General features: G+C 39.9%; 11 protein-coding genes. 3 read left to right on the forward strand and 8 right to left on the reverse strand.

Annotated features, from left to right (window positions below):
- Nucleotides 1-24 precede the first annotated feature (24 nt).
- Complete coding sequence (gene mnmM, locus G4Z02_RS00150; protein ID WP_258877827.1) at nucleotides 25-564, forward strand: tRNA 5-(aminomethyl)-2-thiouridylate-methyltransferase MnmM; 540 nt, start codon at nucleotides 25-27, stop codon at nucleotides 562-564.
- Between the two features lie 57 nt (nucleotides 565-621).
- Nucleotides 622-2091 (forward strand): bifunctional metallophosphatase/5'-nucleotidase, encoded by a 1470-nt coding sequence (locus G4Z02_RS00155; protein ID WP_258877828.1) that lies wholly within the window; start codon nucleotides 622-624, stop codon nucleotides 2089-2091.
- Between the two features lie 22 nt (nucleotides 2092-2113).
- On the opposite strand, the gene G4Z02_RS00160 is transcribed toward G4Z02_RS00155, so the two are convergent.
- On the reverse strand, nucleotides 2114-2488 hold the full coding sequence (locus G4Z02_RS00160) for a YybH family protein (RefSeq protein ID WP_258877829.1): 375 nt from the start codon (nucleotides 2486-2488) through the stop codon (nucleotides 2114-2116).
- 119 nt (nucleotides 2489-2607) lie between these two features.
- Between G4Z02_RS00160 and G4Z02_RS00165 the strand changes: the two genes are divergently transcribed.
- The gene (locus G4Z02_RS00165; RefSeq protein WP_258877830.1) at nucleotides 2608-4824 is read left to right on the forward strand and encodes an alpha-amylase family glycosyl hydrolase; all 2217 of its coding nucleotides are present in this window, start codon (nucleotides 2608-2610) and stop codon (nucleotides 4822-4824) included.
- A gap of 36 nt (nucleotides 4825-4860) precedes the next feature.
- Here G4Z02_RS00165 and G4Z02_RS00170 read toward each other — a convergent pair whose 3' ends face one another.
- Genes G4Z02_RS00170 through G4Z02_RS00200 form a run of 7 tightly spaced genes read right to left on the reverse strand, consistent with a single transcriptional unit; the run spans nucleotide 4861 to nucleotide 16642 of the window.
- Nucleotides 4861-6054 (reverse strand): carbohydrate ABC transporter permease, encoded by a 1194-nt coding sequence (locus tag G4Z02_RS00170; protein ID WP_258877831.1) that lies wholly within the window; start codon nucleotides 6052-6054, stop codon nucleotides 4861-4863.
- A gap of 2 nt (nucleotides 6055-6056) precedes the next feature.
- Nucleotides 6057-7103 carry a carbohydrate ABC transporter permease gene (locus G4Z02_RS00175; RefSeq protein WP_258877832.1) on the reverse strand — a complete coding sequence of 349 codons (1047 nt, stop codon included), beginning with the start codon at nucleotides 7101-7103 and terminating at the stop codon, nucleotides 6057-6059.
- Nucleotides 7100-9406 carry a DUF5696 domain-containing protein gene (locus G4Z02_RS00180; RefSeq protein ID WP_258877833.1) on the reverse strand — a complete coding sequence of 769 codons (2307 nt, stop codon included), beginning with the start codon at nucleotides 9404-9406 and terminating at the stop codon, nucleotides 7100-7102. Before G4Z02_RS00180 ends, G4Z02_RS00175 begins: the two co-directional genes overlap by 4 nt.
- A complete protein-coding gene (locus G4Z02_RS00185) occupies nucleotides 9403-11832 on the reverse strand; it encodes a YIP1 family protein (RefSeq protein ID WP_258877834.1) in 2430 nt (809 codons plus the stop codon). Before G4Z02_RS00185 ends, G4Z02_RS00180 begins: the two co-directional genes overlap by 4 nt.
- Nucleotides 11832-12707, reverse strand: a complete 876-nt coding sequence (locus G4Z02_RS00190) for a carbohydrate ABC transporter permease (protein ID WP_258877835.1) — start codon at nucleotides 12705-12707, stop codon at nucleotides 11832-11834. The genes G4Z02_RS00185 and G4Z02_RS00190 overlap by 1 nt, the downstream gene beginning before the upstream one ends.
- 4 nt (nucleotides 12708-12711) lie before the next feature.
- Nucleotides 12712-13614, reverse strand: a complete 903-nt coding sequence (locus G4Z02_RS00195) for a carbohydrate ABC transporter permease (protein ID WP_258877836.1) — start codon at nucleotides 13612-13614, stop codon at nucleotides 12712-12714.
- Nucleotides 13607-16642, reverse strand: a complete 3036-nt coding sequence (locus tag G4Z02_RS00200) for an extracellular solute-binding protein (protein WP_258877837.1) — start codon at nucleotides 16640-16642, stop codon at nucleotides 13607-13609. Before G4Z02_RS00200 ends, G4Z02_RS00195 begins: the two co-directional genes overlap by 8 nt.
- Nucleotides 16643-16697: the final 55 nt, after the last annotated feature.

The raw sequence follows: 16697 nt of genomic DNA on the forward strand, positions 1-16697 counted from the left end.
GGTATAATAAGCTGAGGTGGTTCGATGGAAACCAATGTAAATCAATACGTTCATCAGGTCTTACAATCGCATATAACTCCCAGTACAGTTGCCATTGATGCGACATGTGGGAATGGTCACGATACGCTCTTTTTAGCCAATCACTGTCTCCACGTTCACGCGTTTGACATTCAAGCACAAGCAATCCAGGCTACCAAAAACAAGATACCAACAAAGAATGTTACCTTTTATCATCAGTCCCATGATACGTTCTTGACACTATTTAAACCGCAGTCCATTGATCTTATCGTATACAACTTAGGTTACTTACCAGGAACGGATCATGCCATTACCACAACCCCACAAACCACCCTTACGTCACTCCAACAAGCTCTTGATATCCTATCGATTCACGGTCTAATATCATTGACAATCTATATTGGACATGCGGGGGGAAAACAGGAAGCTGAAACAATAGAAAATTTTCTTTGTACACTCGACAAACATGACTACACGATTCAAAAAGTCACCTACTTTAATCGAAAACAATCCCCGTATGTAGTTTTTATTCAAAAAGAGAAATAAATCGTTCACAACGTCATTTTTATGGTACAATATTGTGTTACACGAAAGGTGATATATATGAAAAAAATAGTTTCAGTAATGCTGCTATTAATTACGTCTCTCATTCTAACAGCCTGCACCAAAGAAGACCCGATAGTATGTAAGAACGGGTACATCCTTGAAGAGGATACTTGTGTCTTAGAGTCAGATTATATCGACATTTATTACATTAACGATTTTCATGGTGCGTTGCTTCCAACGACTGAGCAAATCGGAATCAGTTATATTGCAAACTTAATCAACACTCGAAAAATTGAGAATCCGGATCAAGTATTGTTTTTAGCTGGGGGAGACATTCTCCAGGGAAGCGCATTGTCGAACTACTACAACGGATTATCGACAATTAATCTCCTGAATTTATCCTCATTGGATGCATTCACAATAGGAAATCATGAATTTGATTGGGGAATCGATGTCGTCACCCAATACGCTGATGGAAACATCGATAATGGCGAAGCTGATTTTCCATTCTTAGGAGCGAATATCTACTTGGACGGAACAACCACCATCCCCGATGGTATTGAACCGTATACGATCATTGAAAAAGGAGAACACAAAATCGGTATTATCGGTACCATTGGATATGGACTAGAATATTCGATCGCGACCTCTAAAATTGAAGGATATTACTTCGGTTCACCAACCGATGCTGTCGAAGAATACGCGACTCTTTTACGAACGGAACATCAGTGCGATACAGTCATCGTTATTGCTCATGATACAGGTACACTAAATAATACCGTGACCCAACTAACTGGTGATGCTCGCGTCGATGCCATTTTCAACGGTCACTCCCATAGTGATTACACGACAACCATCAATGGTATTCCGGTCATGCAATCCGGTGCTAGTGGTGAGTTTGTCGGACAACTACGATTAAATTATGAAAACGGACAAATCACCAGTACCCAAACGCGAAATTTAACCAGTGCTGATGATGACTTGTTACTATATGAAGACACAACAGTACAAGCATTGCTTCAAGAATATATTGATGAAACTGATCCCTTATTTAACACCCCAATCATTACATCGGAAGCCCGATTCTCCAGTTATGATTTAACCGATTGGATTGCTCAATTAATCCGTATCAAAACCGGCAGTGATATTGCATTCCATAATTATGGTGGTACACGTACCGATGTCGCTAGTGGTGAGGTACTTTCTCTCGGTAAGTTGTATGAAATATGGCCATTTGATAATGTCATTAAAACAGTTGAACTAACCGGCACAGAAGTAAACTGGTTAATCAGTAGTGGTGGTTTAGGGTACAATACAACCATCACAACATTTAATCCAAGTAGTACGTATCTCGTTGCGACAAATGATTATGTTTTTGATAAAGATTCGAATCCATTCTTAGATGGTGAGAACATCAATAACACGGGTCTGCTCCTACGAGACCTCGCTGAAGCGGAACTACTACTTCAATCCGAGACCTATGATCTATTTAATACGAGCAACACAATATTAAGCACATCCGAATAAAAAAGAGGACAGCGTCCTCTTTTTAGTTACCCATGTCAAATACAATTGTCCATTGATTACTGATTTTTCGCCATACATTGACATACTTACCATGTTGTTTTTTGGTTTCCCCATTGGTGAGATAGGTACGTTCATACAATCCAGTTGTGACACCCAAAGAGTTGTCGCCACTAACAAATGCATATGTGGGTGACCATGTGAAGATTACATGATCCAAACTATATAACTCTTGTAGTGATGGTTCGATAGACGACCATCCCTCTACATACGGATTGTGTTCACTTGTTGCCATAAGGACATCATCGGCACAATAACGTCTCCATGCAAAGACCCCTTCTGTTTGCGCTAATCGTGCAAATTGACGATCGATTTCTAATAATTGTTCTTCCTTTGTCATATGTCTTCACCTCAATTTGATTGTACCACGACACAACGAAACATGAAACAGGTTTCGCATTCATTATCAAGTCTCGTTTTTATCACACAATATGATATACTATATGTGAGGTGTTTCCCATGAAAAAATTAGTAATCATACTATCATTCACACTACTTATTATCGGGTTATCCGCATGTACAGAGGAACCTGATTATTCTATATTCGTAAACCTAGAAGATGGACATACCATCGAGCAATACGTTGGTGAAGAGTCGATTCAACTAGAGGATATCACGGTAACCGATGCAGATGACAACGTTCTTGAAGCAACGTTAAGTTGGGAAGGTACCTACGATTTACAAGTTGTCGGTTCCTACGCATTAACCCTCAGTATTGTGGTAGATGAAAATCGACAAACATCACGGCAAATGACACTCAATGTCATTCCCGAAACCTGTGAAATGAACCCCAATCAAGAACAATGTGTAATACCTGTTGCAGGGGTTTCATATCGTGCATCAACCTTAAGTATGAGTTCCATCTACATTGGTGATTTCGTTCTCCTTCAATGGGACGTTACGCCACTCAATGCTGATAATACTGATGTTACTTTTTCCTCAAGTAATCCATTGGTTGCAGAAGTTAATGACTTTGGTTATGTTTTTGCAAAGCTAGAAGGTACTGTCGATATCACCATTACTACGGTTGACGGTTCGTATACAGCAACTCATACATTTAGTATTATCGAGAAATCATGTGAGGTGGATCCTCTGCAAGACAAATGCGTCAACATCTTCTTAGATGATGACAGTCGTATTGTTGATTTAAGTGATGGCTACGTCTCTCAAACCAACTATGATGCAATCTATCCGAACAACAAGATCTACTATGAGATTTTTGTTCGACGCTTCGCTGATACCGATGGCGACTACACCGGTGACTTGAATGGGATTATTGAGAACATTCCGTATCTAGAAATGCTTGGTGTCGGTGGACTATGGTTGATGCCAATTATGGAAACCACTAGTGATCACGGCTATGATATCAGCGACTATTACAGTATTAATCCTGAATATGGAACAATGAGTGATTTTGACGATTTAATCACGGCGACTTCCGCTGCAAATATCGATGTCATTATCGACCTTGTTGTCAATCATATGGGGGCTCACAACAACATCTTTCAAGATGTCCTTAAATATGGCACATCAAGTGATTATTACGATTGGTTCACCTGGGCTAGTTTAGGAGATGGTGTCATCAATCAAACCGGTAGTTGGGGACAGCCCATTTGGTATAACCCGAATGACTCAACATGGTGGCTGAAAGCCTCCAGTTTCAACATTCATGAGTCTTTGGATGACAAGTATTACTTTGGCTACTTCTCCGATTGGATGCCAGACTTAAACTTGGAGAATCCCGATGTTGTTGACTACATCTATGATGTCGCTGAGTTTTGGTTAAACAAAGGCGTTACTGGATTTCGTATGGATGCGACAAGCCATCTATATGCCCTTCATGAACATCCCGATATTATCGATCGTGATCAAGCAAACATTGACTTTCTAACTGGTTTCAATCAACATGTTACATCGATAAATAATGATGCATTCGTGGTCATAGAAGCATGGGAATCCTATAGTGTCTTGGATTATTACCAATCCGGAAACAGCGTTTTTAACTTCCCGTTTAATTATGGCATCAAAGATATCGTTCGGGGATACAATACCGAAAGTTTATTGGATTCCATGAATTCCACCTACGATGTCATCTATGGTTACAATAGTGATGCTGTCGATTCCACATTTATTTCCAACCATGATATGGATCGTGCAGCAACACAGTTATCCGATGAACAAATACGACAAGCCTCCGAGCTACTACTGACAATTCCGAGTAATCCATTTATTTACTATGGCGATGAGATTGGTATGCTTGGAACAAGGACCAATATGGTTTGGGGTAGTTATTTTTCAGGACTGGCTACCAACAGTGCGGATTATAGTGTCGATAGTGTTGCCGTTCAACTAAACGATGACGAGTCCCTTCTTAACACTTACATTCAAATTGGTGAACTCCGAAACAATAGCTTAGCATTACAATACGGAGATTTTACTCCTTATCACAACCAACAACTACACGGATATTTCCGTTACTTTGAAAACGGTGAGGATGCACAACTGGTTCTCGTATTATTCAATTTCTCTAGTTCATCATCCTACCCAATCCCATCGGAGTTTACGAGTTATGAAATATTGTATTCCTCAACACCATCCAATCTCGGTGGTCTATCTCCTGAATCAACCATGATTCTCCAGTTACCACTCGATTTGTTAGATGATGTATTGCAATAGAAAAGGTCTGAAAATTTCAGACCTTTTTTTATTGTTTTATTCGCCAGCGATTCCGGATTTATCAATACTTTCAATAAAGTATCGTTGCACAAATCCGTACATGATGACGAGGGGAATAATTGACAATATTGTACCGGCAAAGGATTTTGCTTCGGTAAAGTCAACCTCGGTATAATCACTACCAACACTGTAGTCGGCCACCGCTCCCCACTGGGCTTGTAAGTTTTGCAAGTTCATCGGTATCGTTTTGATATAACCATCCAAATACGCATTGGATAAGAACAATTCATTCCAGTTTACTGCGAATCCATAGGTTAGGGCAATAACAAATGCCGGCAATGCCATCGGAATCGCAATCTTGACGAATATATTGAAGCTGTTCGCACCATCCAAGAAGGCACTTTCCTCAATTTGAGCCGGAATCATGCGGAAGAATTGGAAGAAAATCAAGATGAAGAATGTTGCTTGAACACCTTGTCCAAAAAATGCCGGTAACCAGAGGGCTAATATCGTTCCACGGATACCCAAGTTGGTATAAATCAACCACCGTGGGATGAACAATAACATCTTCGGTAAGATGTAAATCAAAATCATCATCGCAAAGATAAATCCTTTTCCTTTGAATGAGAAACGAGCTAAACCGTAGCCAATGAAGGCGCTACTGATGACGGTTACCAAGGTTGTCGTTCCTGCCAAGTAAATACTATTGACATAACTTACAGGTAAGATCATGACAAAGGCGACAAACAATACCGTTACACCTAAAATCTTTCCAGGTTCTTTGGTGTATATACTACCAAACAATGTTACCGTAATCGGTAAGGTAATAAAGAAGAAAAACTTACGTAATTCAACGCCTACTGGAGCTTCTAATGCCGTTAATTCCAGTAATTCTTCTGGTGTCGCATTAATCGCTTGGAAGGTTTCACTCACCACTTGATAATACGGTATGTGTAGTTTTAATCCCCGTAAACTAAACAAATAGTTGTTCCAATAGATTTTTGATGGAATCCAGAGAATCGTACTATCCACCAAATCGGTATTGGACATCAAACTGATCATAAACATATAGAAAATCGGATAGATAAAGACAAAGGAGAATGTAATACTTAGGAAATAGATAATGATGTAATACAATAATCCTTTCCGACCTCCACTACCTAGTAAACGTGCTCGATAGGACGGCCAATGCGTCCGCATATGTTTCATAAATGATTGCCATCTATTCATGATTACGCCCTACCTTTCTGTGGTTTTTGACGGGCAATGAAATAGAGTACTGTAATGACCACTATTTGGACAAAGCTATAGATTAGTGCCATCGCACTAGCGTATCCTTCACGCCTTGATCCGTCTCGATTGGAACTCAGGATAATACCGTTGATTGGATTCCCATCGAAGTTTGCCAAGAAGACCACAATAAAGATAATCGATACGGTAATCGCTGGTCGAATAATCGGTAATGTGATTTTCCAGAAAATACTCCACGCATTTGCCCCATCAATACTCGCTGCTTCGTACAAGCTGCGATCGATTTTTTGTAGCATTGCTAAGAAGATTAGGATCGGAACACCGGTATACCACAGAATTTCCACAATGTACGCAAACATCTCAATGAAGATTGATACCATACTTCGTGGAACAATCGTTGTGATGATATCAAGAACAAAGAAACTAATCTCAATATCCATTCCCCCGTAATCACTCATATTTTGCAACAATTCACCATTTAAAATGATGATTGGCAAGAAGAATATCATCCGGAAGAATCCTTTTCCTTTGATGCTTTGGTTTAATAACATCGCTATAATAATCGCAAGTGTAATAATGACAGGGGTGTATAACAATACACGGACAACGAAATTTTGGACTTCAATCACAAAGTCGATATCTTCAAATAGAATCCGACGATAATTGTCAAAATTCACCCATGCGTATTCATACTCACCCTGATTTAAGAATACATTGTTAAAACTCATAAATACAATTTGTCCAAACGGGTACAACACCAATCCGACAAACCCAATAATCCACGGCAAGACAAAGAGATAACCTGTATGTGCTTTTCGTTGGGCCATTGTCACCCTTGAGGACGATAACTTTTTCTGTTTTGTGCTTTCTCCTGTATAAGGATGTTTTTCTTGATACGTTTGCATCAGCTTTTTAAAGGGATAGGAAACACCAAAGATGATGTAATCCATACCTTTGAAATACACCGATACCACTGCAGTTGCGGCTCGCTTAATCGCGTCACCGACTCGACGGAGGAATTGTTTCATGATCCCACCACATAACTGGATGCCTCAATCGTCAGTGTATCCACGGTGACATCCGTTGTATTGTAATTCAATATAATGTAGGTTCCATCCGCATAATCAACACGAACAACACCGGTATCTAAGAAGGTGTGGTCAACCATTTCATTATCAATGGTAGCTGTTAATCCTTCATCGATAAAATCATAGTAGGTTGCAATCCGTGATTCTAAGACATCATACTCACTGATATAGATATTGCTAGAGTTCGTATGTTTTAAATCATAGGTAGAACCACCGGTTAATACATACGATGGGAATACCCCAAACTCGACCATTCGCATTAACGAATACGTTTCATCAGAGATGAAGTTTAAATACGGAGAATACATATCCACATAGCCACCAATAACCAACTGTAGGAATGGTATGGAAGCGGCTGATATTTGATAATCACTCGATGATATCGGTGCATCATAATAGGTATCCATATAGCCATACAAATAGGCATCTGGGTTGTATAATCCTGTTGTTATACCTTGATTATTGAATTGCGCTAGTACATTTTGCACATCGGTCATATTCCGTGATGAATAGACAACACCGCGATCATGACTCGTATAAATAGAGCGATCAAAACCATTGAAGGAAACGCCATCAATACCATACTTGGTCAAATCCTCAATATCATTCTCAGCGAACTCGGAATAATACTCGGTATCATTGACGAGATGCGCAAAGAACATCCGTGTTAATTCAATATGATAGATGTTGCGTTTACTCAACGTTTGCGCGTGTTGTTTTGAAAAATCATCATAACTGCGGACATAATCCAAATAGTAACTAAAATCAATATTATGGTCGTCCATGTAGGCTATCATTTCACGGAAGTCGTTACGGCCACCAAGAGCACGATAGACATCAAATCGATAGCCCCATTCGTCTTTATTAAATGTTTTGAGTGATAAAACTAGATCACTATAACCATCTTGTTGCATCACTTTTACCATATCCGTAATTTCTTGATAGGTAGTTATTTCTTTGGTTTTCAAGCGTAAAATACCTTCAATGATTTCCGCACCAATCACATCCACATGCGTTGGTGTCCCGGCAAAGGTTTTCCGTCTTGAAGGTCCTAATTGTGAGCTTTCTAGTAAATCTTGTTGGTACCGTTTGGCGACCCCAACATAACTCGCTTCTGCTCCACTTAGGAACGTATATCGCGTTGTCACGTCATAATCATTGACATCATCTTGGAACGAAATCCGATACTGATCTTCATTGGTTCTAGATTGATATTGTTCGTAACTTTGACGATAACGGAAACTAAAATAGGTGTTGTAATAATCATTGATAACACCGGTAGATTTAAAGTTTAGTACCGCATAGTTAGCCCCTTGTTCATTTACTACATAGAATCCGGTATTATCGACATCATGAATCATCGCATAAAGGGGCATCGTCACTCGTGCTGGAGCTTTGGTACTGATCGTACGTTGTGGTGTAACGTTGGACATATAACCCGGGTCGGATCCATAGACATTTAAGCTAAACGATGCTTTTTCAAGCGGAGCACTGTCCAGTGTGATTAGGGCCCCACTTCCATCCGGTATAATCACGTATCCATCGGTTTCCTGCTTCGTCGATCCAAAGTATGGGAAGAGGACAATATTCCGTAGAATATAGTATTGTTCTTGCGAGTTCCATATTTTTTCGTTGTACTCAATGACGGAATCCGCGGGTACATTAACCAATACTTGATCGTCTTCAATCGTTACATAGAGATCAAACTTGATTTTTAAGAACTCATGATTAAAATCAATCGCCGCTTTGAAACCATTGGTTTGTGAAGTAATCGTAGCCTCAGCAACATCGATGTCTTCCCCTAAATCATTGGCTAATGTATCTAAGAACGACACACTTGTTGGGGTTGTTTCTTTGTATAAATCAATCGTTACACCCGATTTTATCGGATTGACAACAGCCGCTGCCTTACCTGCAAAGGAATCACTGTAATTATAGGATGAATACACATATCCATTTTCTTTGACACGTACAGCAATCGCTAACGTTTCTTCTTCTAAATACAGTTCTAACGCTTCATTTTCGGCCATTTTGTCAAACGATGCCGGAATGAATTCCAGATATGTCTTCTCAATTTTATCCGGTTCTTCTATATACACGTTTGAATCGTAGGTTATATCACTTAGCTGATTGCCAAGTGCAAGATCATAATTAAGTTCTTCTTTAGCAACAATATCCGCGACGCTGATGATCATGAAGAATACTGCGGGGAGCAGTAATAGAGCAATTAATTTTTTCATCATCGTTCCAACAACTCCCTTGAAATCTCGAGAGAAACCCGAAAGATTTGTGAATTTAATGAATAGATTACAAAGAGGAAAATACCCATAATCAACATCGTAAACATGCTGACAAAGATAACACTAAATGTTTCTCCTACTTCATAATTGTGAATTTCTTTAATCATAAAGAAGAAATAAATCGTTACCCAAATAAAGGTAAAGGTCAATGGCACACTATAAAATACCATTTCTTGATAGGTTAATACATTGCTTAATACCGTGACAACTGGCACCACCAACAACAGTGGTGTAAAACTCATTGCCGTTGCCACAAAGACATTTTTAAACGATCCTTCCCCATCACGAATCAAACAGACAAAGTAGTTCGCTACGACCCATAATGTGAGAATCAATCCTAAAATAATCAATCGATACAAGACATTAATATTAGGATCAGCTAAGAAGATATCATTGGTTACTTCAATATAAAAGACATACAATGCAGCTAATAAGATGTAAACAACGCCAGCCGTCTTGACACTAACACGGTTGTGTCGTTTGATTTCATAATAACCATCCAGTGGATGTTTAATGAAAGTTGGAATATAACTTAGTTCATCAATCACTGACACATTTTTTCGCAGATTGCGATACCATGTTTCGAGTCCTTTGGTATAATGATATTTCTTGTTCAGCAACCGTAAGAACCATCGAACAATCATCAGTAACAACAACCCGAGTATGACGGTATCCAAATGTTGTTCCATCCAGTCTTGACGAACTTGCCAATACGTATCACTAATACCCTCGTTATAGGCTGCTAAGCTGTACTCGCGCAGCGCTCCTTCATAATCGTCCTGACGAACCAATGCATTTCCGAGACCTTCATGGGCAATATCAAATACGGTCGCATATTTTAAACTATACGTCCAGAGTTCTTTGGCGAGATCTTCATCACCATCCTGATAAGCTTGTAACGCACTGTGTATGGCATTGGTAAATTCTGTTGGTTCATATACTTGTAATAAACGGTTTCCACTATCGACTATAAACAAGCGATCATTGGAATCCGCAGCAATGGACTTCGGCAAGGCCAGTAACCCAGCACGATCGACACCACGATCGGCTACATTAAAGGTAAAAATAAGTTCCCCATTTGCCGAGTATTCCGTAACCCAACCATACTCTTCAACAATAAAGACATTGCCGTAATTACCAACCCATAAATCCGTTGCTCCAGGGAATCCTGGGGCATCACTGTTAAAGTAGTTGGTACCCGATACGTTGAATTTTTTAATAACTTGTTCTTCTAACGTTGAGGTTACGGTATAGACAAATCCTTTTTCATCGATTGCAACACTACTGATGTAATCGATGTAAATATCGGAATCTTCCCGTAATTCTTCTTTTTGAACTTCGGTTAATAACAACGAACGAATTTGATCAATCAACGGCGTTCTCAGTGGATTTCCACCAAAGAATGTCATAAACTCACCATCTTCATTCAACATGATCAATCCATTGGAACTCCGAGCTCCAACGATATACATATTGCCGCGTTTATCGACAACAAGGCGTTGTGGTGCAAACGTATACCCGATTTCATCCTCACTACCTTGGAAAACGGGGGCACTCGGTTTGGATATGACTTGAATCGGTTCAATTGTTTCGGCTAGTACCGACAACTTATACACCGTTGTTTCGTCATAATCCGCCGTTGTCCACGCAAATACTTTACCAAACATTTCTTCGGTTAATGTTTTTTGGAAGACGAGTTCATCGGTAGCGATATCGACAAAGCCTATAATATCATTATTGGAAGAACTCTTACCGAGTTTTTCAATATAGTATACCGCTTCTCCAATTGGTTCATCGGTATCGGCGTCGGCAAGATATACCAAATCGCCATCACTGAGTGTTAGATTATCATTGGTTGCGCCACTTTGATCGGTGTCTGCAAACCACAGACTGTAATCACTTTCGAGTAAGTCACGATTTAACACAACTTCACGATCAAAGATGTACACGACAGCACTAAAACTATCGGCAACATAGACTTTGTCTTCGGTGACGTACACACTATTGACAGCAAAGAATGGATCGATACCTGCTTCATCGTTCCCATCGTATTCCAGTTCATCAATATAGTTTAATTGATTATCAAAAATAAACACTTTCTCATGCCCGCTATCGGTCATATACACATAATCCTCATGATCGATATAGACATATTCTAAGTTCCGGAATGGTTCCCCATCAATCTCGCTAATGGAAATACTTGGTGTATACGAGTCCGAGGTTTTAATCCATCCGTTTTCATTATCGGTTGTCCACGTATTGAACGGTGTAGCTGTTGCAAATACGCTCGTTGTCGCACTGATGAGCACTAACAGTACAACAACCCCAAACATCATCATCGTCGCGATGGATAATAATTTCTTTTTCATTATTTAATACCTGATGTTGCCATCGATGCCATCACTTTGTTTTGCATGATGATAAAAATGAGTAGATTTGGAATAAACATAATCAAGTTGGCGGCAGCACCAATCCCTGCCGTCACAACAATGTTTCCTTGTTGACTAATAACTGTGCTCATATAAAATGGTAAATTACGCAAGGCTTCCTGATCGATATAGAGATTTGATCCATCTTGGAAAGCCCATGACATTTGAAATGCTAAAATCGCCACAGTAACGAGTGCGGGACTGACAAGTGGAATCGCAATATTCCACCAAATTCGCCAGTTTCCGGCCCCATCAATTTTGGCTGCTTCGAGTAATTCTTGAGGAACATTTGTGTCCATAAATTGTTTCACTAGGAACAAGCCAACCGGCATTGCTAGTAGTGGTAAAATATGGGCCCAATAGGTATTGTATATCCCAATGTTAATCAAAATCAAGAATCGTGGAATCGCCACAGCGATTGGGACAAACATCAAACTGTATTGATTGATTTTATTCAATACATATTTTCCTTTAAATTCCAGTTTACTTAACGCGAATGCTGCTAAACTACTCAACATAATCGACAATACTACAACCGCAATTGTGGTGTAGACACTGTTGAAGATGTAGCGGCTAATTGGAATCCCTGATTCTTGAGAAAACGCAATCAATCTCGTAAAGTTTTCCAAGGTCGGATTGCGAACAAAGAAACGAGGGGGATACATAAAGAGTTCACTAAAGGGCTTAAATGCGTGATTGAATAAGAAGACAATCGGTGAACCCATGAAGATACTCAGGATAATCAAGAAGGCATGAAAGCCATTTTGGTCTTTGTTATAACGGTCTGGGTTAAACGTTATTCCGCTGCGTGCCATACGATCAATCCCTTTCTCCAAAGAGTTTGTATGAAATTTGGTTAAACATCACTACAATCAACAGCAAAATCACCGTAATTGCTGATGCATACCCCATTTCAAAGCGGGTAAATCCAAAGTCGTTGGCATGGTCGACAATCAACCATCCCGCATATTGTGGTGGTGCAGTACCACCGGCTAGCGCTGCTGCAAGCCCTGCACTATTAAAGGTACCGATGATTGCCATAACCGCTCCAAAGAGCATTTGTGGTTTCATCGATGGAATCGTAATGTAGAAGATTTCTTGCCAACGATTGCGCATTCCATCAATCGCTGCTGCTTCATATAAACTACGATCAATATTGAGTACCCCTGCTAACATCGCTAAGAACCCAAGACCCATACTACTCCATAGCGATACAACAATCATGATTGGGAACAACCAATCGGCGTCCTGCATAAATTGAATCGGGGTATCAATAATACCAAATACATTCATTAATAAATTGTTTAAATGACCGGTTTCATCCCCACTGAACAAGATGCGCCAGACATTGGCCATCATAATCGGGCCAGTGATTGAGGGGGAATAAATAATTACGGCATATATGGTTCGTGCTTTATGTGGTACTTGTGCCAGCATCCATGCCAAGACAAAACTAAGCATGTATCCAATCGGGCCGACAACAACACTGAATAAAATCGTATTCGATAGCGCTTTTTGTAAGAAGACCGAGTCTCCAGTAAAAATATCAACATAGTTCTTCAAACCGATAAAAACCGGTGCTTGAATCGTATTAAAATAGGTAAAACTGAGGAACATTGCTACCAAAACGGGTAATGCAATCAAAAGAATGAATAATAATGCATAGGGTGCGACAAATGTATACGGCGATTGCAACCATTTTTTAACGCCTTTCTCATTCATTGCTATCGCCTCCTTCTACCATCCACTGATCGATGTTTTCAAACGTCGGAATGATAAATGGTTTCACGAGTTCACCATCTTGATAATATCCAAATTCTTCAAGTTTCCGGCGCAGCTCACGATTCATAATAACCACTGCGTCATCAATCGCAACCCGTGGATTGGTACCATCATTGACAACAGTATTCCATGCATTGGATAATTCCCGTTCAACAAGATAATCTCCGGGAACTTTACCAGTTGTACGAACCCACTCCCATTGTTCCAATACTTGGTACTTACTATCGCTTGGCCAGGCACTGGTACGGAACGCTTCGACATTAGCCGTCATATGCAAAAACTCATCACCGAGTAACGATTGCAGTTGATAGGTGAATTCGCTTTGAACATCGCTGCTAAACCACCATTTGTAGTATTCCCACACTTTGTCAATCTTCGAACTATCGTTGAAGATGACACTACTGGTTCCATAGGTTGGATCCCATCGTTCAATACAGACCCCATCGGTGAGTGGTCCGGGACAATCATCGGGATCATCGTATTCATATTCAATTCCTGGAATCGGCATGACTTCCCATTGTCCAGCAAGTTCTGGAGCCGCATATTTTAGCTGAATATACATGTTCCCATCGCCAATCCCAATCGGACTAATTCCATCACGGAATTTTTGGAAGAAATTTGATGTTGTAATTGGGACATTGTATACACTAAACAAATCGGTCATAAACTCAAAGGCATCGTAAGCACCAGCTTCATCCAGTACCACTTTGTCACCTGTATCGTTATAAATTACACCTTGATGTTGATAGATAAACGGTGTGGTTTCACCAAAGGTTTTAAACGCTAAATCGCCACCAAGCGGTGTATAGAAATAATAGTTATATTTTTGCATGACCGGAATCAAACTGACAACTTCTTCCCATGTTTGGGGTGGTTCAACCCCAAGAAATTCTAAGACATCAGTCCGGTAGAACAACAACTTCACATCCATGGTTTCGGGGATGGAATACACCCCATCTTCATAGATGAAGGGGATAAAACTGTTTTTGTTAAATTCACTGGTGACATCGTAGAATCCATCGAGTGTTTTTAGATCTACAACCATGTCACGAATCGCAAATTCAAACGGGCGTGTTACACTGAGACCCATCGCCGCATCCGGTGTCGTATTGGCCGCATTTGCCAAAACGATTTTTTGTTCATCCGGCATAACGGATAGTTGTACTTTAATGCCGCTATCCTCGGTAAAATCATCATCGATCATCCGCTGCATAACCTGAATATACAGCCGTGATTGACGCACCCAGATTTCCACAGTATCGTCATCAATTTCATCGATGTCGTTGTATTTCGGATCAAAGAAAGAATAGACAAATGAACGAACACTTTCCCACATCCGGACAAAGACACTCGCATTGGCTTTTGGTAATTCATATGCTTGATCATGAAGCATAATTGTATCGAGTTGTAGCGGTGCATCGACTAAGAATGGCAAATTCTTATTGATGATTCCGTAAATACTTTGGTCTCCCTCGTTAAATCGCGATTTAAAGGGAGGAATCTCATCGGGATCTTCAATAAATTCACCCAAATAGCGTTGCGCCAATTCCAAATCATTGATAATGGCCATATCATTGTCGTCATAAATGTCGATGATTGCTTGTTTTGACAGTTCAATTTGTTCATCAATCAACTGCAAATCATCCACTAAATTCGGAATATATAGATCCAGTTTATAATCGCGATACCGGTCGGTTAATCCCCCGGTAATTTTATTAATTTCACGTGCTAAATCATCAATGATTTCTAACACGCCAACAAGGGTGTGATAGACGTCACGGATTTCACTATTGATAACTGCCATTTCCAGCGTATGCGTTCCCGCATCCAAATAGATTTCATAGGCTTCGCCATTCTCACCTAGTGTGATGTTGTCCCAGCGTCTCGTAAATGGGAAGGCAAAACTTTCCAATTCTTTAAACGGGATTTCATCATCAATACGGATCGTTCGATAACTGGATAATTCATCGTTTTCAAATTGTTGATACTTAAAGGAAAACTGATAATACCCTGCTGTTTCAACGGTAAAGGTATAAGAAATACTATCCCCCGCTTTACGGTAAGACGTTTGATCCACCACGTTTAACACCCGGTTCTTATACGTATATGGTGTTAACGAGGGGTCACGCACAAATTTCGAACGAATATTTTGACGGCTCTCTAACTGATACCGCTCGGCATCCAAGGTAATTAGTGGTACGTCACTTGTTGCTGTGGGTTGATTATCCAGATACTCCGTATAGGGCACAGGATCTGTGTATAGATTACCAACGGTAATATCACCAAATAAGACATAGCCTTCATTGATGGTGATGTCAATTGTGTTCTCCCCTTCAGCAAGATAAATTTTTAATGGCTCCACAAAGAAATAGTTCGGATCGGATAATCCAAAATTACTCCATTCAGAGAACAACTGACTATTGGGTGTCAACTCATCTCCGTAGCGATCATAAACCGGTTCATCGTCAATTTCCCATTTAATTGGAATCTCCAAGTTTGCCATCTCATTGTACTGAAACTCGTTATTCACTTTGAATTCAATCGCTGGGCGAAGTTTGGTGTCGTCCAATAGGTAATAGTCAAAATAGAACTCATAGAGTCCTGCTTCCGATACATCGACAACGAATGTCATTGTATCATTAGGATTAAACTGGCGTACGGATGTATCATAGCCGAAACTATCTGCCGTATCAACAACCTCACCTCCGGTAACAAAATCCGGTGTGATGGTGTAGGTGCCTTGCGGCAGTTCTTCACCAATACTCATCCAGTTGTTATATACACCATAATAACTACTACTTTCATCATATGCTTCAATGTAGGTTATACTATCGGACATCAAGTCACTCAGCTTCATGTCAGATAACAAGTCATCCTCTTCGGCAGCTCGAATGGTGTAACTGTCGACGAAAATACTTATTATAAAAACAAATGATAGAAGCAGTGGTAATATGAGGATTTTCTTCATAATATCACTCCTTAATAAGAATAAACCAACAACCCTTCAACTAGTGTTGAAGAGT

Source organism: Candidatus Xianfuyuplasma coldseepsis (assembly GCF_014023125.1).
Taxonomy (GTDB): domain Bacteria; phylum Bacillota_I; class Bacilli_A; order Izemoplasmatales; family Izemoplasmataceae; genus Xianfuyuplasma; species Xianfuyuplasma coldseepsis.